The sequence below is a fragment of the Brevibacterium gallinarum genome (assembly GCF_014836885.1).
Classification (GTDB): domain Bacteria; phylum Actinomycetota; class Actinomycetes; order Actinomycetales; family Brevibacteriaceae; genus Brevibacterium; species Brevibacterium gallinarum.
On sequence record NZ_JACSPY010000002.1, the window covers coordinates 241,148 to 264,706 of the forward strand.

The following is a 23,559-nucleotide window of genomic DNA, read 5'->3' on the forward strand; positions in this document are numbered from 1 at the left end:
GGGAGCCTCCTCAGGTGGTCGCGGCAGCATCGTCGCTGCCCTGATCGGCGCTGCTGTCGTCGGTCGGGTGGCTGTGGGCGGCGATCTGCTCGGCGGCCCGGCGCAGCACCGGCACCAGGTCGACGCAGTCGGCGGTGCTCAGCCGCAGGGCCGGGGCCTGCACGGCCACGCACAGGTTCGAGATCCCGGACGGATCCGGGATGAGCACGGCGGCGCACACGAGCCCGGCGAGGTACTCCTCGTCGTCGATCCCGTAGCCGAGCTCGGCGGCGCGCGCCACCTCAGCCTCGACCGCCTCGGGATCGGTGATCGTGTTCGGGGTGAAGCTGCGCAGCGGGGCGGTGCCGAGCAGCTGGCGGCGGGCAGCCGGGCGCAGCTGGGAGAGCAGCAGCTTGCCCGAGGCCGAGGCGTGGGCCGGCACGCGCGAACCGGGCGCCAGGGTCACGCGCAGGGGCTCGGTGGTCTCGACGCGGTCGAGGTAGACGACCTCGTGACCGGACAGGGCGGTGATGTTGCAGCTCTCGCCGATCTCGGCGACGAGCTCGGCGAGGATCCGGTTGCGGTTGCCGAAGTGCACATCGGTCAGCAGGGTCCGTTCGGCCATCCGCCGCATCCGCGGGCCGGTGCGGAACCGGCGGCCGTCGCCGTCGCGCAGGACCATGCCGGCGTCTTCGAGCTGCTGGAGCATCCGGTGCAGGGTGGGCTTCGGCAGGCCGGTCTCCTCGGTCAGGCCCTGCAGGGTCGAGGGCGTCTCACGGGTGGCGATGAGCTCGAGGAGGGACAGATGCCGCTGGACCGGGGTGTCACCGATGAGTCCGCGGCCGGTCTCCACCGCCTCGGCGGCGGGATGGGCGGCGGTCCCCACGATCTCTGCGGTGCTCACGATTCCTCCAGTCTGCGCCCCGGATCGGCGACGCCAGCGAACGTTCTGTCTCGAAAAGTATTGCAGACTGTTCGCAATTTTGGAATATGTGTTGACGTGTGGGGTGCTCGGTCTCTAGAGTGAAGCACGCAACAGTAATCGGAACAGACTGTTCCGTTATCGGGAACATTGGAGTTCACGGACCAGAAGGAGGTCGGGAGCAATGGCTTCGACCAAGACAGGACGCGAGGTCGTCAAGGGCGTACAGCGAATGACGCCGTCGGAGGCCTTCGTCGAGACCCTCGTCGCCAACGACGTTGAGACGATCTTCGGCATCATGGGATCGGCATTCATGGATGCGATGGACATCTTCGCCCCGGCCGGCATCGAGCTGGTGCCCGTCGTGCACGAGCAGGGCGCGGCCCACATGGCCGACGGCTACTCGCGCGCCTCCGGCCGCCACGGCGTGGTCATCGGCCAGAACGGCCCGGGCATCTCGAACTGCGTGACCGCGATCGCCGCCGCCTACTGGGCGCACAGCCCGGTCGTCATCGTCACTCCGGAGGCCGGCACCAACGGCATCGGCCTCGGCGGCTTCCAGGAAGCCAACCAGCTGCCGATGTTCCAGGAGTTCACCAAGTACCAGGGCCACGTGTCCAACCCGGCCCGGATGGCCGAGTTCACCGCCCGCTGCTTCGACCGCGCCAAGGCGGAGATGGGCCCGACCCAGCTCAACATCCCGCGCGACTACTTCTACGGCGAGATCGAGACCGAGATCCGCGAACCGGCCGTCATCGACCGCGGCCCCGGCGGCCCCGAGTCCCTCGACCGTGCCGCCAAGCTGTTGGCCGAGGCGGAGTTCCCCGTCATCGTCTCCGGCGGCGGCGTCGTGTTCGCCGATGGAGTCGAGGAGTGCAAGGCTCTGGCCGAGCGCCTCGGCGCCCCGGTCGTCAACTCCTACCAGCACAACGACTCCTTCCCCGCCTCCCACCCGCTGTGGTGCGGACCGCTGGGCTACCAGGGCTCGAAGGCCGGCATGAAGCTCATCAAGGACGCCGACGTCGTCCTCGCCCTCGGCACCCGTCTGGGCCCCTTCGGCACCCTGCCGCAGCACGGCCTGAACTACTGGCCGGAGGACGCCAAGATCATCCAGGTCGACGCCGATGCCGACATGCTCGGACTGGTGAAGAAGATCGAGGTCGGCGTGCTCGGCGATGCCAAGCAGGCAGCCTCGGCACTGCTGGAGCGGCTGAATAACCTCGACGTCGCCTCGGACAAGACCAAGGACGAGCGCGCTGAGCGGATCCGGTCCGAGAAGGACGCCTGGGAGAAGGAGCTCTCGGAGTGGACCGAGGAGCGCGACGACTTCTCACAGGACATGATCGCCGAAGCCGAGGAAGAAGAGGGCAACTGGCTGCACCCGCGCCAGGTGCTGCGCGCCCTCGAAGAGGCGATGCCCGAGCGCGTCATGGTCTCGACCGACATCGGCAACATCAACTCGGTTGCGCACTCCTACCTGCGCTTCGAGGAGCCGCGGTCGTTCTTCGCCCCGATGTCGTTCGGCAACTGCGGCTACGCCCTGCCGACGATCATCGGCGCCAAGAAGGCCTGCCCGGAGCGCCCGGCGATCGCCTACGCCGGCGACGGCGCCTGGGGCATGTCGATGGTCGAGGTCATGACGGCTGTCCGCCACGACATCCCGGTCACCGCGGTCGTGTTCCACAACCGCCAGTGGGGTGCGGAGAAGAAGAACCAGGTGGAGTTCTACAACCGCCGCTTCGTGGCTGCTGAGATCGACACCGACTCCTTCGCTGAGATCGCCCGCGCGATGGGCGCCGAGGGTGTGACCGTCGACCAGCTCGACGAGGTCGGCCCCGCACTCAAGGCCGCGATCGATGCGCAGATGAACGAAGGCAAGACGACCGTCATCGAGATCATGTGCAACCGTGAGCTCGGCGACCCGTTCCGCCGCGACGCGCTCAAGAAGCCGGTCCGCCTGCTCGACAAGTACAAGGACTACGTCTGATCCACTCGGTGCGATCCACTCCGTGTGATCCCTGTGCTGAAGCAGCGACCACGTGTGATCAGCCGGTGACCGACTGCTGGGCCGCGCGGTCCCGCTGACGCACCTGAGGCGCAGCGCCGACTCCCGTCAAGGGGGCCGGCGCTGCGCCTCTTCTATGCGCGCCGCTGCCTGGCCTGCTCCCGCGGTAGGCGAGCCACGGCAACCGCCGGCGACTAGCGGGGATGGCGGCGTCTGGCGGCGGCATTGGCCCGATCCGGCCGCTCGTCGGGAAAAGTTAGCAAAGTTGTTGACGGTTTGAAGCGCGAAAAACGTGAATAACTTTACTAACTTTCCCAATCACGGCGTTCCAGCTGCGGCGCCCCGGCCGCGACGCCCCCGCCGCCCCGGCTGCCCAGGCTACCGCGCCCCGGCTGCGACGGCAGCCCCAGCCTTTACAGCACTTCGCGGGCGACCTCGGCGAGGAGCTCGAGCCCAGGCCTGATGGCCCGGGTCGGGATCGCGGCGTAGCCCAGCCGCAGGGTCGCCCACGGGTAGCGCTCGATCCCGCCCGGGTGCGCCGGCACCTCGCGCGAGCCGAACCCGTGCTCCGCAGTTGCGGCGAAGAAGTAGTCACCGGGTTCCACGAGGATCCCGCGCTGGCAGGCCGCCTCCTGCAGTACGCGCGCATCGAGCTCGGCCGGACCCTCGAACCACAGGCTCATCCCACCGGACGGGAACCGGCACCGCGACTCGAACGGCAGCAGCTCGGCGGCACCCTCGCACATGAGCGTGAACTTCTTGCGCATCCGCTCCCGGTTGAGCCGCAGCGTGCGGTGATAGTCCCCGGAATCGAGGAACAGCGCCATCGCCCGCTGCAGCACGCCCGGCGCATGCCGCACCGTGTACCGCGTCGAGTGGCGCAGCGCGGCGACCAGCTCGGCGGGCCCGACGAGGAATCCCAGCCGCAGGCCCGGGGCGAGGAACTTCGAGAACGACCCCAGGTGCACGACGTCGCCGCTCGGGTCGATCGCCTTGAGCGAGGGGGAGGGCTGGCCGGAGTAGCGGAACTCGGCATCGTAGTCGTCTTCGACGACGACCGTGCCCGAGGCGGCGGCCGCCTCGAGTGCCGCCTGCCGCCGGTCCATCGACATCGTCACGTTCGTCGGATGGTGGTGACTGGGGGTGAGGAACACCGCCTGCACGCCGGCGAGGTCGGCGGGCACGATCGCACCGTCGGCGTCGACGGGCATCTCGCCGATCTCGGCCTGGTGGCGGGTCATGATGTGCCGGATGTCGAGGTAGCCGGGGTCCTCCATGAGGACCCGGTCACCGGGTTTCAGCAGCGCCTCGGCGATGAGGTCGAGGCCGTGCTGGGTGCCCAGCGTGATCATGATCTCCTCGGGCTGCGCATGCACCCCGCGCGAGGGCAGCAGCCGGGTGCGGATCATCTCGACGAGCATGTCGTCATCGCAGCCGGCGGAGTCCTGCAGCGCATGGGCCAGGTGCGGCTGGAACAGCGCCTCGCGCAAACACCGGGTCCACGAGCGGGCCGGGAACTGGGCGAGCTCGATCTGCCCGGGCAGGAACGGGTACGGGTACTCGCTCCAGTCCGGCGGCTTGATGAGCTCCGGCAGGCTGGCATCCCCGGCCGGGGCCAGGCGGGCGGCCCAGTCGATCCGCGCGACCGGCGCCTCGGGCCTGGTGTCCGCCGCCGAGGTGGTGAAGGCCTCGAGCTGGTCGGGGGTCAGGTCGGGATTGACGAAGATCCCGCGCCGCTCCTGGCTGATGAGCAGGCCCTGGGCGAGCAGCTCCTGGTAGGCGAGGTTGATGGTGTTGCGCGAGACTTCGAGCTCGGCGGCGAGCTCGCGGGAGCTGGGCAGGCGGCGTTTGACATCGAAGACGCCGGCGGCGATGCCGGCCACGATCGCCTCCTGCACCTGCCGGTACAGGGCGATGGGCGAGGACGGGTCGATGCGGATGAGCGTTTCGGCCATCGGTCCCTCCTGTGCCTGCCGTCAGCGGTGACGCCCCGCCGCAGGAGGCGTGCCGGAGCGGGCAGGCCGGTGCGGCGGCGTGGCTGACAGTCTATGCCAGCCACGCCGCCGCGGCATCGCCTGACTGCAGGCTGGACGGCGCCCCTGCGGGCAGAGGTGCGGTGTACCCGGTGTTGTGCTGGCCGGCCTCGTCCTGATGAGGCCGGCCAGCCTCACATGCCGAGCGCCTCCTCAGGGGTGACCGATTCGATGCCGAGGTCGGCACCGACCGGCGGGCTGGTGAGCGCGCCCTGGTAGGTCGACAGGCCGGCGCGCAGCGCGTCGCTGCGCTTGGCGGCCTCGGCGACACCGTGATCGGCGATGAGCGTGGCGTACGGGCTGGTGACGTTGTTCAGCGCCACCGTCGAGGTGTGTGCGACCGCACCGGGCATGTTGGTCACACAGTAGAAGATCGAGTCATGGACGGTGAACGTCGGATCCGCATGCGTGGTGGGCTTCGAGTCCTCGAAGCAGCCGCCCTGGTCGATGGCGATGTCGACGAGCACCGAACCGGGCTTCATCCGCCGGACCATGTCATTGGTCACCAGCTTCGGGGCGCGGGAGCCGGGGATGAGCACACAGCCGATGACGAGGTCGGCCTCGAGCACCTCCTGCTCGAGCGTGAACGCCGTCGAGGCGACGGTGCGGATGCGGCCCTGGTACATCCGGTCGGCTGCGCGCAGCTTGTCGATGTCCTTGTCCAGCAGCACGACATCGGCCCACAGGCCGACGGCCACCGCGACCGCGTTCATGCCCGAGACGCCGGCACCGATGACGACGACGCGGGTGGGCCGGACCCCGGAGACCCCGCCGATGAGCTTGCCGGGCCCGCCGGCCGGGCTCATGAGCGCCTGCGTGCCGACCAGCGGTGCCAGCCGCCCGGCGACCTCGGACATGGGGAACAGCAGCGGCAGCGTACCGTTCGGGGAGCGGACGAGCTCATAGGCGATCGAATCGACCTGCTTGTCCAACAGCGCACGCGTGCACTCCTCGCTGGCGGCCAAGTGCAGGAAGGTGAACAGCGCCTGGCCCGGCCGCATCCGGTGGAACTCCTCAGCCACCGGCTCCTTGACCTTGAGGATGAGCTCAGCGGCCTCCCACACCTCGTCGGCGGTGGCGAGGATCGTCGCCCCGGCTGCGCGGAAGTCCTCATCGGTCATCGCCGAGCCTGCGCCGGCACCGGATTCGACGACGACCTCATGGCCGCGGCTGACGAGTTCGTGGACACCGGCAGGGGTCGATCCGACCCGGTGCTCGTTGTTCTTCAGTTCCTTCGGGACGCCGATCTTCATGCGGATCCTCCTTGTCTGGGATGTGGCCGCCGTGCCCGGGGCACAGGCGCTGACTGGGGTGGCGCCCGTGCCGGAGGCGTGGGCGCGGGTGTGCCGCTCAGCGCTGAACGGCACCTGCTCTTCGAAGCGTGCGCCTCAGCCGGCGTCTGCGCCAGCACCAGATGATGCCCGCATGAGGGGTCCACCCTGGATCCCCGAAGTCGTCGGCATCTGGCCCTCCCACACTGTGACGCCGGTCTCTAGGCTCGAGGGACAGACGGGCACGGTCAGCGCCGACCCAGCCCGCGCACCAGTGCCACCAGCAGAAGTCGCGGCACACCTGCCGCACCTGCCCAGCAGCAAGGAGACGCAATGACGACCATGGACACGTCAACCACCACCTCGGCGACGAGAACCGACACCGGCCGCCTGCGCGACAGCGCCCGCCGCCACCTGTTCCAGCACTTCACGCGCCGCGATCAGCGCGACGCCGACTTCCCCGTCTTCACCCGGGCGGAGGGCTGCCACCTCATCTCCACCGACGGCAAGCGCTACCTCGACGGGCTCGCAGGCCTGTTCTGCGTCAACATGGGCCACGGCCGCTCCGACATTGCCGAGGCCGGGGCCAAGCAGATCCACCAGCTCGCCTACGCCTCGAACTGGGGCATGGTCCACGAGCCGGCCGTGGCTGCCGCTGAGCTCATCGCCGAGCTCGCCCCCGGCGACCTGGGCACCACCTTCTTCGTCAACTCCGGCTCCGAGGCCGTCGAGACGGCGATCAAGTTCGCCCGCCAGTACCACCGCAGCCAGGGCCAGCCGCAGCGCACCAAGTTCATCTCCCGGGAGATGGCCTACCACGGCGTGACGATGGGTGCGCTGTCGGTCACCCAGCTGCCGAAGATCAAGGCCCCGTTCGAGCCGCTGCTCGACGGCGTGCGCTCGGTGCCCAACACGCTCGGCTACACCGGCGACTGCGGCCCGGCCGAAGAGCTCGACATCATCCAGGCCTACGAGAAGGTCATCCAGGAGGAGGGCCCGGAGACGATCGCGGCGATCTTCGCCGAGCCGGTCCAGAACGGCCGCGGTGCCCTCGTCGCCCCGGACGGCTACTGGAAGGCCCTGCGCGCGATCTGCGACAAGTACGGCATCCTGCTCGTCTCCGATGAGGTCATCTGCTCCTTCGGCCGCCTCGGCTACTGGTTCGGCGAGGGACTGACCGGTGTCGTGCCCGACATCATCACCTTCGCCAAGGGCTCGACCTCGGGCTACGCGCCGCTCGGCGGCATGATCGCCCGCGAGGAGCTCGTCGACCAGCTCTACGCCTCCGAGCAGGGCGGCGTGTTCACCCACGGCGCCACCTGGGGCGGCCACCCCGTCGCCACCGCCGTGGCGCACGCGAACATCTCGGCGATGCGCGATGAGGACGTGCTCGGCAACGTGCAGCGCCGCGGGCCGGGCCTGCGCGCCGACCTCGACAAGCTCGCCGCAGCCCACCGCAGCGTCAAGGACGTCCGCGGCACCGGCTACTTCTACGCCCTCGAGCTCATGGCCGACCGCGACTCCGGCCGCGAGTTCACCGACGAGGAATCGCTCAAGGTGCTGCGCGAGATCCTGCCGGCCTCCTTCGAGCGCACCGGCGTGATCCTGCGCGGTGACGACCGCGGCGCGACGATGCTCATGGTCTCACCGCCGCTGGTGGCAGGCGAGGAGGAGCTCAGCGAACTCGTCCACGGCATCGACGGCATGCTCAGCGACGTCGAAGCCGCGATCGGCTGACCGGCACCCGATGGTGCGCCGGAAGGGGAGGGGCGCATGCGTCCCTCCCCTTCCGCGTCCCCGCAGGCTGCCCCGCAGCCTGGCCTGGGGCTGGTCTGGACTGGGCTGGCCTGGACTGGAGGCTGGCCTGGGCCTGGACTGGGCCCGTCGCCGAGGCGGTGGCGTGGACCCAGCGAATGGTCGCCGTCTGGCACTGAAGCCCGGCGGCAGGTGTCGGTAATGTGGCCGGCACAGTGATGCACATCACGCAGGTGATGAGGGTGTGGACCGGCAGGCTGGACAGCGGCCGAGACCCGCACCCGACATCACCCCACGGAACGGAAGGAGGTCGCCCGCATGACTGCCCGCGACCCGAATATGAGCACCACCCGAGCGACCGGCCCCGGCGCCTCCGCTGCAGCGACGCGCGGACAGGCTGCGGCCGCCCCCGCGACCACCGCAGGAGCCGCGACGAGCGCAGGAGCCGGCAACCCGGCAGGCCCAGCCGACACCGGCGAGATCACCCGCCTGCAGAAGAACCTCAAACCGCACTGGGTGTGGGCGATCGCGCTCGGCTCAGCCGTCGGCTGGGGCGCGTTCGTGCTGCCGACGGACTGGATGGCCGCTGCCGGCCCGATGGGTGCACTGCTCGGCCTGGCGATCGGCGGTGGACTCATGATCCTCGTCGGCGTCAGCTACGGCTTCCTCGCCCGCACCTTCCCCGTCTCCGGCGGCGCGTTCGCCTACACGCTCGTGGGCTTCGGGCGCACACACGCCTTCATCTGCGCGTGGTTCATGACCCTGGGCTACACCTCGATCGTCGCCCTCAACGCCTCCGCGCTCGCCCTGCTCGGCAGGCGCGTGTTCCCGCAGGTCGCCGAACTCGGCTACCTCTACAGCGTCGCCGGCTGGGATGTGTACTTCGGTGAGGTGATGATCGCGACCGTCGCGCTCGTCGTCTTCGCCTTCATCAACATCTCCGGGGCCAGCTTCTCCGGGCGTGCGCAGTTCATCTTCTGCGTCATCATGGTCACCGCCGTCGTCGTCGTGCTCATCGGCGTCATCGTCTCCCCGGCCGGGCAGCTGTCGAACGTCGACCCGGTCTTCCACCCCGACATCAACCCGCTGGCCGGCATCATGGCGATCGTCGCGATCGCGCCGTGGGCCTACATCGGCTTCGACAACATCCCGCAGGCGGCAGAGGAGTTCGACTTCCCCGCCAAGAAGGCCTTCAGCCTCATCGTCTGGTCGCTGCTGGCCGCGACGTTCCTGTACTGCGCGATGATCCTCGCCACCGCCTCGGCCTACCCGTGGCAGGACCTCATGGGCGAGAACCATGTGTGGGCGACCGCTGATGCGATCATGGCCTCGATGGGCGTGTTCGGTCTCGTGCTGCTCGTCATCGCCGCCTCGATGGGCATCTTCACCGGTCTCAACGGCTTCTTCGTCTCCGGCTCCCGCGTGCTGCTGGCGATGGGCCGGGCGGAGATGATCCCAGCGGTGTTCTCCCGCGTGCACCGCAAGTACGGCACCCCGCACATCGGCATCTTCTTCGTCATGGCCTTCTGCCTCGTCGCCCCGTGGTTCGGGCGCACCGCACTGAGCTGGATCGTCGACATGGCCTCGATCGGCTTCACCTTCGCGTTCCTCTACACGTGCTCGTGCGCCTTCAAGCTCTTCCGCTGGTCGCACCAGGAGGACCACGCCGATGTCGAAGGCGCCCGCTCGACCCCGCGCAAGCTCATGGCCGCTGCCGGTGTCGTCGTCGCGATCGCCTTCTGCCTGCTGCTGCTCGTGCCCGGCTCACCGGCCCAGCTGACGCTGCCGTCGATGATCGCGATGGGCATCTGGATCCTCGTCGGCGTCGTGTTCTACTTCCTGCGCCGCGGCCACAACCGCACGCTCAGCGACGACTACGTCGATCAGGCCGTGCTCGGCGGGCCGCGCCCGGAGTTCCTGCGCCGCCCAACCGGCACGTCGGCCGGCACGACGACTGGTGCAACGACCAGCACGTCGCCCGGCACGACGACCAGCTGACACACCCAGCTCACACCAGCACACCACCACAACCGCACGGCACGGTCGGCCGGGAGCGATCCCGGCCGGCCGGTGCCCCGAGTGCGCCCGCAAACACCGGAAGGGAGCCGGCCACCATGACCACCGCACCAGCCCAGCCGACCGTCACCTCGGCCTCGTCCCCGGCCGCGGAGACCAGCGCAGCGACGTCGCCCGGCGACTTCCCCGAGCGGTTCCTCACCGGCCTCATCGATCAGGCAGCCGCCGACCGCAAGCACATCATCCTGCCCGAATGCGACGACCCGCGCGTGCTCACCGCCGCCGCACGCATCACCGACCGCGACTTCTGCGAGCTCACCATCCTCGGTGAGCGCGCGGCGATCACCGCGCTCGCCGTCGAACACGACATCGCCCTCGACCTCGACCGCGTGCGCACCCTCGACCTGCACGCCGATGAGCACCAGGAGCTCAGGGACGAGCTGGCCGCCGGCTACTACGCCGCGCGCAAGCACAAGGGCATCAGCGAAGCCGAGGCCGCCGAACGCGTGAGCGCCCCGGCCTATGCCGCGACGATGCTCGTCGAACTCGGCCACGCCGACGGCTTCGTCTCCGGGGCCCGGCACACGACCGCCGAGACCATCCGCCCGGCACTCGAGGTCATCGGCACCCGCGACGGGGTCGCCTCAGTGTCCTCGGTGTTCCTCATGCTCTTCGGCCACGGCGCACTCGTGTTCGGCGACTGCGCGGTCAACCCGCAGCCCGGGCCCGAGCAGCTGGCCGAGATCGCTGCCGAATCCGCCGCCACCGCCCGCAGCTTCGGTCTCGAACCCAAGGTGGCGATGCTCAGCTACGCGACCGGCACCTCGGGCACGGGCGATGCCGTCGACGCCGTGAGCGAGGCGACCGCCGCAGTGCGCCGGGCCCACCCGGACCTGCCGGTCGTCGGCCCGATCCAGTACGACGCCGCCGTCCACCCCGACATCGCCGCCCAGAAGCTGCCTGGCGACGAGGTCGCAGGCCGGGCCAACGTGCTCATCTTCCCCAGCCTGGAGGCCGGCAACATCACCTACAAGGCCGTCCAGCAGTCCTCCGGCGCGGTGGCCGTCGGCCCGGTCCTGCAGGGCCTGGCCAAAGCGGTCAACGACCTCTCCCGCGGCTGCACCGTCGAGGACATCGTCACGACCGTCGCCGTCACCGCCGTGCAGGCCCAGCACGCCGCGGACTAGGCCCCGACTGCCGGCCGTGCGCCGTCGACGTATCTGCCCGCGCACTCGGGCTGCGAGGTGCTGCCTGCGTCGCCGCCCGTTCGTCTCACGCTCATGTCTTTGTCAGCCGACGCCTGTAGGCTGAGGAGTGCAGCAGCTCGTTCACCAGCTGACACTTGAGCGCCCGGTCGGCGCCGGCCGCAGCGTCGCCACGCAGATTGCGAGAGACCCGTGAACTCCACAGCACTGAGAGTTGCGATCGTCGGAGGAGGCCCCAGAGGTCTCTACGCCCTGGAAAGCCTGTCGGCAGCTGTGCGCGACCACCCGGCTGCCGGCCAGCAGCACCTGAACGTCGACATCTACGAACAGGACACCCCAGGTGCCGGGCGCATCTGGCGCACCGACCAGCCCAGCTGCTTCGTCCTCAACGTCACCTCAGCGATCGTCAGCGCCTGGCCGGCTTCCCGTGCCGCCGCCAGCAAGGCCCGCAAGTCCTTCTCCGCATGGGCCGAGGTCCACGCCCCCGAACACCGCCTCGACCCGTTCCCGCCGCGCGCAGCCATCGGCGCCTACCTCGCGTGGGCGTTCGAGACCGTCGTCGCCGAGCTGCCCGAGTCGATGACCGTCACCGTCGTGCCCGCGCGGGTGCGCCGGCTGTGCTGCGCGGCTGAGGGCTGGCAGGTCCACGCCGGGCCCGAGGTGCCGGAACCGTACGACGAAGTGCTGCTGGCCACCGGCCACGCTCGCCGCCACAGCCGGCCGCTGACCACCCGTGACGTCCACGACGAGACCCGCACACTCAGCCACGACGACTACTCCACCGTCGCGCGCATCTCACCCGGCCAGCGGGTGCTCACCAGCGGGGCGGCGCTGACGTTCATCGACTTCGCGCTCATGGTCACCGAGAACCGCTGCGGGCACTTCGAACGCAACGTCGTCACCGGCGACCTCATCTACCGCGCCTGCGGAGCCGAGCCGGTGCTGCTGCCGACCTGCCTGTCCGGCCGCTTTTACAACGCCAAGCCGCCGAGCATCTACATTCCTGCCGACGGCGGCCAGCAGCAGGCCGACCTCGACGAGCTCACCGGCCATCACGCCGCCGCACTCGCCGACGATGCGAGCCCGCGCGAGGTGGCGGCCGCGCTGCGCCACCTGGCAGCCGACATCCTCATCGGCCGGCCCGGCGCATGGGAGGATCCCGCCGGCGCCGAGGTGGTCGCTGTCATCGACGAGACCGCCGAGTCCGGCTGGGGTCCGGGTCTGGCGACCTCGGCGAAGGCCGCCCTGGAGCGTTCGGTGCTCATCGCCCGCGGCCTGCAGGCGCCCGATGCCGAGTGCGCCCTCGGCCAGGCCTGGACCGGTCTGCTGCCCCGGATCCGTGAGGTGCTGTCCTTCCGCACCCACGACCCGGCCCAGTGGGAGGAGTTCCTGGCGCTGAGTGCGAAGCTCATGCGCTTTGCCGAGGGCCCGCCGCTGGTGAATGCCGAGAAGCTGCTCGCTCTCATCCGCGCCGGGGTCATCGACCTGGAGATGATGAGCCCAGGACCAGGGGAGGAGGCCGCGCACATGTTCGGCCACCCGGACCTGCACGTGCTCGCCGTGCTCGCCCCGCCCGGCGCGGTGCACGCCCGCACCGAGGTCATCGACTCGCTCATCGCCGAGGGCATCGTCGCCAAACCGGCCGTCCAGCGCGGCATCCAGGTCACCGAGTCCCTCCAGCTCGTCGGCGCCGATGGCCAGCCGGTGCGCGGGCTCTCGGCGATCGGCCGGGCGACAGAGGACTGGACGATCGGCAATGACTCCCTCAACCGGGCCGTCCTGCCCGAACCCGAGGTGTGGTCCGCCCGGATCGTCGCCAGTCTGGGCTGAGGCGGCCACCGCCTCGGGGACGGGACCGCCGCCTCGGGGCCGCGACCACCGCCTCGGGGCCGCGACCACGGCCTCGGGGCCGGGACCACTGCTGCGGCAGCGGATGCGCCAGCGCGGCCGCAGCGGCGGCCAGTAGGATGGAGCGGTGAACTTCTTCACCTTCATCCCCGTCGAACCGGGATGGCCGCTGTGGGTGATCATCGCGCTCATCGCCGTCGACTTCATCATCCGCGTCGTTGCGCTGGGTGCGATCCCCTACCGCCGCAAGCCGTCGGTGGCCCTCGGCTGGCTGCTGGCGGTCTTCCTCATCCCCTATATCGGGCTGCTGGCATTCTGGATGTTCGGGTCCTCGAAGCTGCCGCGCAAGCGCCGGGAGATGCAGACGGAGATCAACCGGCTCATCAAACATGAGACCGGCGGCCAGTCGATCCTCGGCCGCGACGACCACCTGCCCGAGCCGCTGTCAACGGCTGCGCAGCTGAACTACTCACTCGGTGCCCTGCCGATGGTCCACGGCAATGAATTCACCCTCGAAGGCGACAACCACCAGTGCATGCTCGACATGGCCCGCGAGGTCGATCAGGCCCAGAAGTACGTGCACTTCGAGTTCTACATCGTCGCCATCGACGACGCCTCCCGGCCGCTGCTTGACGCGCTGCTGCGCGCTCACGCCCGCGGGGTGACGGTGCGCATCTTCATCGACCACGTCGGCTCACTCGGCTACCCCGGGTATTCCGATCTCGTCAAGGAGCTCGACGCCTCGGGAGTGCCGTGGCGGCGCAGCCTGCCGCTGCGGCCGTGGAAGGGCGAATACCAGCGCCCGGATCTGCGCAACCACCGCAAGATCCTCGTCATCGACGGCGAGATCGCCTACACCGGCAGCCAGAACGTCATCCACCGCTCGTACAACAAGCGCGCGAACCTGCGCAAGGGCTTCGAATGGAAGGACCTGTCGGTGCGCTGCACCGGCCCGATCGTCGCCGAGCTCAACGCCGTGTTCGCCTCCGACTGGTACTCCGAGACCGAGGTCATCCTGTTCGAGGAGTTCGACACCGAACTCGACCCGATCCACGAGGGCGGGGCGATGGCGCAGGTGGTGCCCAGCGGGCCGGGCTTCGAGCTGGAGAACAACCTGCGGCTGTTCAACCACCTCATCTACAACGCCAATGAGCAGATCGTCATCTGCTCGCCATACTTCGTACCCGATGAGTCGCTCATGCACGCACTCGTCACCGAGGCCCACTCCGGGGTCGACGTGCGCATCTACGTCGGGGCCACGAGCGATCACTGGGTGACGCAGAAGGCCCAGGAGTCCTACTACGCCGACCTGCTCGATGCCGGCGTGCAGATCTTCCAGTACCACGAGCCGACCGTGCTGCACTCGAAGTTCCTGCTCATCGACGACGAGGTCACGATCATCGGCTCGTCGAACATGGACGCCAGATCCTTTGCGATGAACCTCGAGGTCTCGATGTTCATCGTCGACCGCGCCTTCACGCAGGAGATGTACGACCTCGAGACTGACGACTACCGGGCCAACAGCGTCAAGGTCGACCGGCAGGAGTGGATGGAGCGCTCGACGGGACAGAAGTACCTGGAGAACGTCTGCCGGCTGACGAGCTCGCTGTTGTAAACAGCGGCCGGCGGGTTCCGGGGCCGAGCGTGAGGGCCGGACTGCGGCAAGCTGGAACCAGCCCACCAGACAGCGCAAATGCGCGCCGGCACATGCCGGCGCGCATTCACTACAGCTTCAGTGTCGCGTCAGGAATCAGCGCTTCGGGTTGCCGCCCTCAGCCAGGGGATCCTGCGACGGATCGGCGACAGCGTCGTTGAGGACGACCGGATCCTCGACAGCACCGGCGTTCTTCGCATCCTTCTCAACCTGCGATGACGCTTTGTCGGCTGCCTTCTGAGCATCCTTCTCAGCCTTCTTCTGCTGCACATTCGACTTCACGTCGTCGGCCTTGGCCTGTGCGGCACCCGCCGCCGAGGTGGCAGCGGACTGGACCTTGCCGGCAACCTCAGGAGCCTTGTCCTTGACCATCTCGGCGACCTCGGGGGCCTTCTCCTTGACGGTGTCGGTTGCCTGCTGGACGCCCTCCTGGACGCGTGGGTTCTGCCAGAATTCTTCGACCTGGGTCTTGAGGCGCTCATAGCTCTGGCGGCCGGCGCGCGAACCGAGGACGAAACCGATGCCAATTCCAACGAGCAGAGTCAGACGCTTCTTCATAATCCCCTCCTGTGGGAGTCGATTCCAGCAAGCCACATTGTCTCCCGCGCGGGCGGGTATGACTGGCTGAGGCTGTTACCGACATCATATACCGGCAAGCCGTGCTGTCACGATGCGATATCCCAGGTGGGGTGAGCTGTGCTCACCCGCAGGCGGTCACGGAAGCGGTCGCGGTGCCTCGGGATCGGAAACCGGCTCGTCATCGGTCTCTCCGCGGCTGCGCCACAGAGCGTGGGCCTTGCGACGCATGCGGGCCTGGATCCGGGCATCAGAGACGATCCGGCGGGTGTCGCGCGGGGGCACCTGGACGACGTCGTCGGCGCGGATGCCGTCGCGCAGCTGGCGGGCGCGCTCGACCTCGGCGTCGAAGTGCACCCCGAACAGCAGCGCCATATTCGACAGCCACACCCAGAACAGCGCGATGAGCACACCGGCCAGCGAACCGTAGGTCGATTCGAAGCCGCCGAACACGACCGCGTAGAGGTAGATGCCCACGCTCAGCAGCGCCCAGGCAACCAGTGCGATGAGCGCACCGAGGGACGACAGCGTGACATGCGCGCGCTTGACGTTGCTCGTGGCGATGTAGAGCAGCGTGGTGATGAGCAGGATGAAGATCGCCGCCAGCGGGAACCGCACCCACGCCCACACCGCGACGAACTGCTCACCGAGCCCGAACGGCAGGATGATGCTCGGCGAGCTCACGAGGCTGAGCACCGCGGCGACGGTGAGCAGGATGACGACGACGGTGACGAGGTAGGTCTGCAGGCGCTGCTTCCACGCCGGCCGGCCCTCGGTCATCGCGTAGATCTCGTTGACGGCATGGCCGAAGGCGTTGACGAACTTCGATGCCGACCACATCGCCACGAGGATGCCGACGACGAAGAACGGCCCGCCGGCCGGTGACTTCGCCAGATCCTGCAGCGGCTCCTCCATCTGCGTGACGTTCGAACCGGCGCCGGCCTGCTGCGCCCAGTTGAGCACCTTCGACACCGTGTCTGGGCCCTCGCCGAAGACGTTGAGGATCGACAGGATCGCGGTGAGTGCCGGCAGCAAGGCGAGCAGGAAGTAAAACGACAGCGTCGCTGCCGTATCGGTGCGCCGGCTGCGGGCAAACGACATGATCGTCCGCTCCCACACATAGCGCCACGCCGCTGGAGACAAGTTCTTCTTCCGGGTCACACTCCGAGTCTACGGCAGGGCACCCTGACCTGCGCAGCAGCGCTACAGTGGCGAGCATGCACGTCCTCTGCCTCGACCTCGGCACCAGCACCCTCAAGGCCGCGCTCATCGACACGACCGGCCGCACACGCGCAGCGGCACAGGCCGCGATCGACACCCGGCACGGCGGCCCGGACACTCCGCTGACCGGGGCGATCGAGCAGTCCTCCTCCCAGTGGTGGCAGGCCGTCGCCGAGGCGGTGGGCGCCATGCGTGCAGGCGGGCACCTCGGTGGAGGCGGGCACCTCGGTGGAGGCGGGCACCTCGGTGGAGGCGGGCAGCTGCCGGCCGCGATCGCGCTCACCGGCCAGATGCAGGACCTGGTGCCTCTCACCGGCAGCCCGGCAGGGGAGCAGGAGCTGCCGGTCATCCTCTACTCCGACACGCGGGCAGCCGCTGAGCTCGACGAGCTGCGCGCAGCCGACCCCGGCTGGGAAGCGCGCCTGCTGACGACACCGGGCCCGGACTGCCTGCCGGCGAAGATCGCGTGGCTCACCCGCCACCAACCCGGCGCCCAGATCGAGGCGCTCGCCCTCAGCGCGGCCGGGTTCCTCGGCTTCGCCCTGACTGGGCGTCTCACCTGCGACCGGCTGAGCGCATCGACCACCTCGCTCTACGACGCCACCGCCGATGCCTGGATGCTGCCGAGCCCACTGGCCAGCACACCTGCAGCCGCCTGGCAGCTGCCCGAACTCGTCGACCCGGGCATCATCGGCACGCTGACCCCGGCAGCCGCCTGCCACCTCGGGTTCGGTGCTGCGGCGGCCGGCATTCCGGTCGTCACCGGCCTCGGCGATGCCGGGGCTGCCAGCGACGGGATCATCGGCAGCACGCCGGGTGCCGCCTACGCCTACCTCGGCACCTCCGGCTGGGTCGCCCACATCGACCCGCACAGCCCGCGCCCGCTGGCAGGGGCCGCCTCGGAGGTCCACCGGCTGGCCCACCCGGCCGGGACGCTGGAGATCGCTGCGATGGTCAACGCCGGCTCCACCCTGGCCTGGGGCCGGCGCGTGCTGCTCGGGATGACGGCTGGAGATGAGCACACGCCGGCCGCCCATGCCGCCGCCGAGGCGGCCCTGGACCAGGCGCTGGCGGCAGGCCGGTGGCAGGACCTCACCTGCGATCCCGCCCTGGCGGGCGAACGCACCCCGGCACTCGGCAGCGCGGCCTCAACCGGCAGCCTGACCGGCATCCGGCCGGCGACCACCGCAGCCGATCTCTACGCCGGTCTGGTCGCCGGGATCGCCGCCAATCTCGGGCGCCTGTGCGATGCCCTCGGCACGGACCCGTCCGCCGCGCTGCCGGTCACCGGCGGACTGACCGCCTCACCCGGCATCTGCCGGATCCTGGGGATCGTCTTCGACCGGCCCATCGTGCCTGTCGCCGAGGCCGATGCCGGGTTGCGTTCGTGCGCCCGCGCCGCATGGGAGGCCCTCGGCATCGAACACACCATCACCCCGCTCGGCGCCACCGCCTGACTCGGAGAGGGCACGCGAAAGAGCTGGGACCAGGCATGCGAAAGGGCTGATGGAGACCAGGCATGAGCAAAGGGCAGGTGCCGTGCGGCACCTGCCCTTTGCTCATGTGAGCCGGTGGCCAGGCGAAGCCGGCCTGACGGTCACATCACTTGCGTGCGTTGATCGCGTCGGTGGCCTGCGGCAGCACCGTGAAGAGGTCGCCGACCACGCCGAAGTCGGCGAGTTCGAAGATCGGGGCCTCTTCGTCCTTGTTGATCGCCACGATGTTCTTCGAGGTCTGCATGCCGGCCCGGTGCTGGATCGCACCGGAGATGCCGCAGGCGACGTAGAGCTGCGGCGAGACCGTCTTGCCGGTCTGGCCGACCTGCGCCGAGTGCGGGTACCAGTCGGCGTCGACGGCGGCACGGGATGCGCCGACGGCAGCGCCGAGAGCGTCGGCCAGCGCCTCGACCGGGGCGAAGTCGCCGCCGGTGCCGCGACCACCGGAGACCACGGTGGCGGCCTCGGTCAGCTGCGGACGGCCGGAGGCCGGCTTCTCCTCGGTGGCGGTGATGCGGGCAGCCTTGGCGGCGTCGCTCGGGGCGAAGCTGACCGACTCGACAGCAGCCGCACCGGCAGCCGGCTCAGCTGCCACCGAGTTCGGCTTGATCGCGATGATCGGGGTGCCGCGGGTGACCTTCGACTCGACGGTGTAGCCGCCGGCGAACACCGACTGGGTGGCGACGAAGCCCTCGGCAACGCCGGTAGCGTCGGTCAGGATGCCCGAGCCGGTCTTGATCGCTGCCAGGCCTGCGATCTCCTTGCCCTCGGCGCTGGCCGGGACGAGGACACCGGCCGGCTGGCGGGTGGAGATGAGCTCGGCGAGCAGCTCGGCCTTCGGGCCGACGAGGAACTCGTCGTATGCCGGGTCCGAGGCGACGAGCACCTTCTCGGCACCGTATTCGCCGAGCTTGGCGGCAGCGGCCTCGCCCTGGGCGGCATCGCCGATGAACAGTGCGGTCGGCTCACCGAGTGCCTTGGCGGCGGTGAGGAGTTCGAAGGTGGACTTGCGCACGTCGCCGTCCACATGGTCTACGAGAACGAGAACTTCAGACATAAGTGTGTATTCGCTTCCTCTGCGTTCAGATAGTGGATCAGACGAGCTTCTTCGAGGCCAGCCACTCGACGAGCTGGTTGCCGCCCTCGCCTTCGTCGGTGATGACCTCACCGGCGGTGCGCGGCGGACGCTCGGTCAGCGTGACGACTTCGGTGGTGGCACCGGCAGCGCCGACCTCGCCGGCGTCGAGGCCGAGCTCTTCGATGTCGTACTCGTCCAGCGGCTTGCGCTTGGCGGCCATGATGCCCTTGAACGACGGGTAGCGCGGCTCGTTGATCTGGTCGGTCACTGACACGAGTGCCGGCAGCGGCACCTCGACGTACTGCGAGGCGGTGTCGCCGTCGCGGCGGATCTTGGCGACTCCGCCGGCGACCTCCAGGTGCGAGGCCTGGGTGGCGGCCGGGCGGCCGAGCAGCTCGGCGACCATGACCGGCACGACCGACATCGCACCGTCAGTCGAGGACAGGCCGGTGATGATGAGGTCGACCGGGCCCTCTTCCTCTTCGACGACCTTGACGGCAGCGGCCAGGGTCTTGGCGGTGCCGACAGCGCAGGAGGCTTCGAGGCTGTCGTCGCAGATGTGCACGCCCTTGTTCGCGCCCATCTGGAGGGACTTGCGCACAGCGTCGACGGCATCGTCGGGTCCGACGGTCAGGGCGATGACCTCCGTGCCCTTCTTGTCACCGTCAGCGATCTTGAGAGCTTCTTCAACAGCGTATTCGTCGAGCTCCGACAGCAGGCCGTCGACCGAGCGGTCGACGGTGTTGTCCGACTCGAAGGTACGGTCACCGGCAGCATCCGGGACGTACTTGACAAAAGTGACAATCCGCATGTGGGTAGTTCATCCTTCCTGAGAACCGAGGATCACCCTCGAAACAGGGCGTCGCTTCTCTAACGTTACCAAGTGGCGTCCGTCTCACTTCACAGCGGTGGGGCCGTTCGCCTGGGCCTGGTCCGACTCCCCTGGCCAGTGACGTGGGTCACTGCTGAGGGTGAGCATATCCGACAGTGGGGAGTCGGGTTCGAACGCGGCGACTTATCGATCGTTCAGCGCCAGTATCTCATGTCACATCCGCGGTACCCAAACCTGCCCCCGCCGGCCTGCCCGGCGGCTCGGTCACCTGCTGTGATGGCTGGTCACCGGCTTCGAAGAAGCAGTCACTGGCCCCTAGGGGTGGTCACCGGCTGCGAGGGGGTGGTCACCGGCTGCGGGGAGCCGGTCGCGCCGGCTGCCGGGTCCAGGCGGGCGGCATGCCGCGCCCCAGGCTCAGTCTCCGACCCGCTGGACGATCATTGCCAGGCCCTGCCCGCCGCCGATGCACATCGTCTCCAGCCCGTAGCGGGCCTGCCGGCGGTCCATCTCCCGCAGCAGGGTCGCCAGGATCCTCGCACCGGTCGCCCCAACGGGGTGGCCGAGTGAGATCCCGGAGCCGTTGACGTTGAGGCGGTCGAAGTCGCCTGTGCCGAAGCCCCATTCTCGGGTGCAGGCCAGGGTCTGGGCGGCGAAAGCCTCATTCAGCTCAATGAGGTCGATGTCTGACAGCTGCAGTCCTGCCCGCTGAAGTGCCTGCGCGGTCGCTGGGACCGGGCCGATGCCCATCGTGGCCGGATCGACTCCGGCGACAGCCCACGACACGATCGTGGCCAGCGGCCGGAGCCCGAGCTGCTCGGCCTTCGAGGCGGTGGTGATGAGGCAGGCGGCAGCACCGTCGTTCTGGCCGGAGGCATTGCCGGCGGTCACGGTCGCTGCCTCGTCGACCTTTGCGCGGATCGGGGTGAGCTTCGCAAGCTTTTCGAGGCTGGCATCAGGACGGATGTGCTCATCGGCGGTGACCTCATAGGCTGCCGTCTTGCGGGTGGCCGGCATCTGAATCGGCACGATCTCGTCAGCGAAGCGCCCAGCGGCACTCGCCGTGGCGGCCCGCCGATGGGATTCGACGGCGAGCTCGTCCTGTTCCTGACGGCAGATGTCGTAGATGCGGCGGAGGTTCTCCGCGGTCTCGATCATGCCGCCGGGCACCGGATGGTTCTTGCCGCCCGCGGTCACGCGCCCGCGGGTCAGGCTGTCCTTGAGGTCGATGCCGGGCCCGCGCACTCCCCACCGGATCTCCTCGTTGAAGAACGGGGCGCGGCTCATCGACTCGGCCCCGCCGGCGATGACGACCTCAGCCCCGCCGGTGGCGATCATGCCCATCGCGTCGATGACTGCCTGCAGGCCCGAGCCGCAGCGCCGGTCGAGTTGCCTGCCGGGCACACTGACCGGCAGCCCTGCGTCGAGTGCGACGACGCGGCCGAGTGCGGGGGCCTCCATGTGCGGGAAGCACTGACCGAAGACGACATCGTCGATGACGCTGGGGTCGATGCCGGTGCGTTCGATGAGCGCGGCGACGACCTGCCGGCCGAGCTCCTGCGGCGGGGTGGTCGTGAACTGGCCGCCGTAGCCTCCGACGGGGGAGCGCAGCGGTTCGCAGATGACGATGGGCTCGGACACGGGTTCTCCTTCGACGGTGACATGGCTCATAGTAGTCGGGCCCACGGACACACCGTGGCCGAGGCGGTTCTCGCCTCAGTCGGTGTCAGCGCCGGCGGCGGTGTCCGGGGGAGCGTAGAACCAGCGCTTGAGCAGGAACAGCACCAGCAGCCCGAGGATGACGGCGAGGAAGCCGGTGAGCGCCGCATCGAGCGGATCGAAGCCGGTCACCATCAGGCCGGGCAGCCCATAGCCGATGACGATGAGGCACACGAGACCGAAACCCAGCCTCTGACTGCCGATGAACGGCAGGATCGCGGGCCTGGCGCCTCGGGAGTGGAACACGAGCGCTGCGACCGCCGCGGCCGCAGCCGCTCCGACCAGCCACAGCCACAGCCACCAGGAGACTGCGATGTCCTCGCCGCGCAGCAGGATCTTGACCACCTCGCCGCCGGCCCCACATGCGGCGGCGAGCAGGACGCTCATGAGCTCCGTCATGAGCTTCGAGGGCTGGGCGGCAGACGGAATGCGCAGAGTCGCTTCCGATCGGGCAGGCGGGGTGTGCTTGGCAGGCTAACAGCCGCAGCCGTGAACCGGACTGCCGGGCGCGGTGGGCGACTTGCTACCGTGGCTGTGAGCAACAGCACGGCGAGGGCCGCGCCGGCAGGCACGCCGCAGCGGCAGGAGGGCGAGGGGCATGAGCGCATCGCATGAGGACAACCGCACCATCGACCAGGCGTTCGCACGCACCGGCAGCGGGCCGCTGGCCGGCATCGTCGTCGCCGACTTCTCCCGCGTGCTCGCCGGCCCCTATGCCACGATGATGCTCGCCGATCTCGGCGCGACCGTCATCAAGGTCGAAAGCCCCGGCGGGGACGACACGCGTGCCTGGAAGCCTCCGGTCCGCGACGACGACGCCACCTACTACCTGTCGGCCAACCGCAATAAGTTCGACGTCGTCCTCGACTTCAAGGATCCCGACGATCTCGCGCTCGCCCACGAACTCGCCCGCCGCGCCGATGTGCTCGTCGAGAACTTCAAGCCCGGTGGGCTTGCGAAGTACGGCCTCGACTACGACGCCGTCGTGCAGACCAACCCGGCGGTCATCTACGCCTCGGTCACCGGCTTCGGCCCACAGAACCCGCAGCCCGGCTACGACCTCCTCGTCCAGGGGCTCTCGGGATTCATGAGCCTCACCGGCGAAGCCGACGGCAAACCGTATCGGGCCGGTGTGGCGATCTTCGACGTCATCACCGGCCTGCACACCACCATCGGCATCCTCGCCGCGCTGCGCCATCGCAGCCAGACCGGTGAGGGCCAGAAGGTCGACACGAACCTGCTGTCCTCAGCCCTGTCGGGCCTGGCGAACCAGACGAGCGCCTATGTCGCCGGCGGCATCGTGCCGCACCGGATGGGCAACGAGCACCCGAGCCTGTACCCGTACCAGCCGATGCCCACCGGCGACGGCGAACTCATCGTCGCCGTCGGCAACAACCGGCAGTTCGAGATCCTGTGCACCGTCATCGATCGTCGTGAGCTGCTCGACGACCCGCGGTTCACCCACAACGCCGACCGCAACGCCAATCGCCGCGAACTCGAGCCGCTGCTCATCGAGGCGCTGTCGGCGAAGTCCGCGCAGGAGTGGTTCACGCTGCTGAGCGACGCCGGCCTGCCGTGCGCGCCGATCAACACGATCGAACAGGGTGTCCAGCTCGCCGCCGACCTCGGCCTCGAACCCGTCGTCGACGCCGGCTCCGGTGACCGTGTCATCCCGACGGTGAGGAACCCGATCACGCTCTCGGCGACCCCGGTCAGCTACGACCTCGCCCCGCCGGCTCTCGGTGCCGATTCCGAGGCGGTGCGCGCCTGGCTGCAGCAGCCGGCCGACCCGCAGGCAGACGCGCAGTAACCTGTCCACCGGCCCACCGCCTCGGGCGCTGACCGTTCCCGAGGCGGTGGGCCGCTGTCATGTCCGCACGGCAGACCGGGATGCTGGGCAGCGGTCACCTGCACATGACAGCGGCACCCTGCCGGGATCCGGTGCGGGCGCA

At 69.2% G+C, this 23,559-nt stretch carries 17 protein-coding genes; 8 read left to right on the forward strand and 9 right to left on the reverse strand.

Annotated elements, in window-relative coordinates:
- Positions 1–10: 10 nt before the first annotated feature.
- Positions 11–883 (reverse strand): IclR family transcriptional regulator, encoded by an 873-nt coding sequence (locus H9634_RS03370; protein ID WP_318244985.1) that lies wholly within the window; start codon positions 881–883, stop codon positions 11–13.
- 202 nt (positions 884–1,085) lie between these two features.
- Between H9634_RS03370 and xsc the strand changes: the two genes are divergently transcribed.
- Positions 1,086–2,888 carry a sulfoacetaldehyde acetyltransferase gene (gene xsc / locus H9634_RS03375; RefSeq protein WP_191725368.1) on the forward strand — a complete coding sequence of 601 codons (1,803 nt, stop codon included), beginning with the start codon at positions 1,086–1,088 and terminating at the stop codon, positions 2,886–2,888.
- 431 nt (positions 2,889–3,319) lie between these two features.
- Here xsc and pdxR read toward each other — a convergent pair whose 3' ends face one another.
- The gene (gene pdxR / locus H9634_RS03380; protein ID WP_191725369.1) at positions 3,320–4,861 is read right to left on the reverse strand and encodes a MocR-like pyridoxine biosynthesis transcription factor PdxR; all 1,542 of its coding nucleotides are present in this window, start codon (positions 4,859–4,861) and stop codon (positions 3,320–3,322) included.
- A 212-nt stretch (positions 4,862–5,073) separates the two neighbouring features.
- Positions 5,074–6,192, reverse strand: a complete 1,119-nt coding sequence (ald, locus tag H9634_RS03385; protein ID WP_191725370.1) for an alanine dehydrogenase — start codon at positions 6,190–6,192, stop codon at positions 5,074–5,076.
- 351 nt (positions 6,193–6,543) lie between these two features.
- Between ald and H9634_RS03390 the strand changes: the two genes are divergently transcribed.
- The 5 genes from H9634_RS03390 (at position 6,544) to cls (ending at position 14,649) form a co-directional block, all read left to right on the forward strand.
- Complete coding sequence (locus H9634_RS03390) at positions 6,544–7,947, forward strand: aspartate aminotransferase family protein (protein ID WP_225210531.1); 1,404 nt, start codon at positions 6,544–6,546, stop codon at positions 7,945–7,947.
- Positions 7,948–8,283: 336 nt separating this feature from the next.
- Positions 8,284–9,963: an APC family permease gene (locus tag H9634_RS03395; protein WP_225210532.1), complete on the forward strand. Its 1,680-nt coding sequence runs from the start codon at positions 8,284–8,286 to the stop codon at positions 9,961–9,963.
- A 116-nt stretch (positions 9,964–10,079) separates the two neighbouring features.
- A complete protein-coding gene (gene pta, locus H9634_RS03400; RefSeq protein WP_191725371.1) occupies positions 10,080–11,168 on the forward strand; it encodes a phosphate acetyltransferase in 1,089 nt (362 codons plus the stop codon).
- 210 nt (positions 11,169–11,378) lie between these two features.
- Positions 11,379–13,016, forward strand: a complete 1,638-nt coding sequence (locus H9634_RS03405; RefSeq protein WP_191725372.1) for an FAD/NAD(P)-binding protein — start codon at positions 11,379–11,381, stop codon at positions 13,014–13,016.
- Between the two features lie 145 nt (positions 13,017–13,161).
- The gene (cls, locus tag H9634_RS03410) at positions 13,162–14,649 is read left to right on the forward strand and encodes a cardiolipin synthase (protein ID WP_191725373.1); all 1,488 of its coding nucleotides are present in this window, start codon (positions 13,162–13,164) and stop codon (positions 14,647–14,649) included.
- A gap of 135 nt (positions 14,650–14,784) precedes the next feature.
- Here the strand turns inward: cls and H9634_RS03415 are convergent, their stop codons facing one another.
- Positions 14,785–15,246 (reverse strand): YtxH domain-containing protein, encoded by a 462-nt coding sequence (locus H9634_RS03415; protein ID WP_191725374.1) that lies wholly within the window; start codon positions 15,244–15,246, stop codon positions 14,785–14,787.
- Positions 15,247–15,402: 156 nt separating this feature from the next.
- Complete coding sequence (locus H9634_RS03420) at positions 15,403–16,425, reverse strand: YihY/virulence factor BrkB family protein (RefSeq protein WP_191725375.1); 1,023 nt, start codon at positions 16,423–16,425, stop codon at positions 15,403–15,405.
- Positions 16,426–16,481: 56 nt separating this feature from the next.
- On the opposite strand from H9634_RS03420, the gene H9634_RS03425 reads away from it, so the two are divergent.
- Positions 16,482–17,942 carry an FGGY family carbohydrate kinase gene (locus H9634_RS03425; RefSeq protein ID WP_191725376.1) on the forward strand — a complete coding sequence of 487 codons (1,461 nt, stop codon included), beginning with the start codon at positions 16,482–16,484 and terminating at the stop codon, positions 17,940–17,942.
- Positions 17,943–18,087: 145 nt separating this feature from the next.
- Here H9634_RS03425 and H9634_RS03430 read toward each other — a convergent pair whose 3' ends face one another.
- The 4 genes from H9634_RS03430 to H9634_RS03445 form a co-directional block, all read right to left on the reverse strand.
- The gene (locus H9634_RS03430) at positions 18,088–19,038 is read right to left on the reverse strand and encodes an electron transfer flavoprotein subunit alpha/FixB family protein (protein WP_175293673.1); all 951 of its coding nucleotides are present in this window, start codon (positions 19,036–19,038) and stop codon (positions 18,088–18,090) included.
- 37 nt (positions 19,039–19,075) lie between these two features.
- Positions 19,076–19,870 (reverse strand): electron transfer flavoprotein subunit beta/FixA family protein, encoded by a 795-nt coding sequence (locus H9634_RS03435; RefSeq protein ID WP_191725377.1) that lies wholly within the window; start codon positions 19,868–19,870, stop codon positions 19,076–19,078.
- 435 nt (positions 19,871–20,305) lie between these two features.
- Positions 20,306–21,529 carry an acetyl-CoA C-acetyltransferase gene (locus tag H9634_RS03440; RefSeq protein ID WP_318244986.1) on the reverse strand — a complete coding sequence of 408 codons (1,224 nt, stop codon included), beginning with the start codon at positions 21,527–21,529 and terminating at the stop codon, positions 20,306–20,308.
- A 75-nt stretch (positions 21,530–21,604) separates the two neighbouring features.
- Positions 21,605–21,994 carry a hypothetical protein gene (locus H9634_RS03445; RefSeq protein WP_191725378.1) on the reverse strand — a complete coding sequence of 130 codons (390 nt, stop codon included), beginning with the start codon at positions 21,992–21,994 and terminating at the stop codon, positions 21,605–21,607.
- Between the two features lie 211 nt (positions 21,995–22,205).
- Between H9634_RS03445 and H9634_RS03450 the strand changes: the two genes are divergently transcribed.
- Positions 22,206–23,417: a CaiB/BaiF CoA transferase family protein gene (locus H9634_RS03450; protein ID WP_191725379.1), complete on the forward strand. Its 1,212-nt coding sequence runs from the start codon at positions 22,206–22,208 to the stop codon at positions 23,415–23,417.
- Positions 23,418–23,559 lie beyond the last annotated feature (142 nt).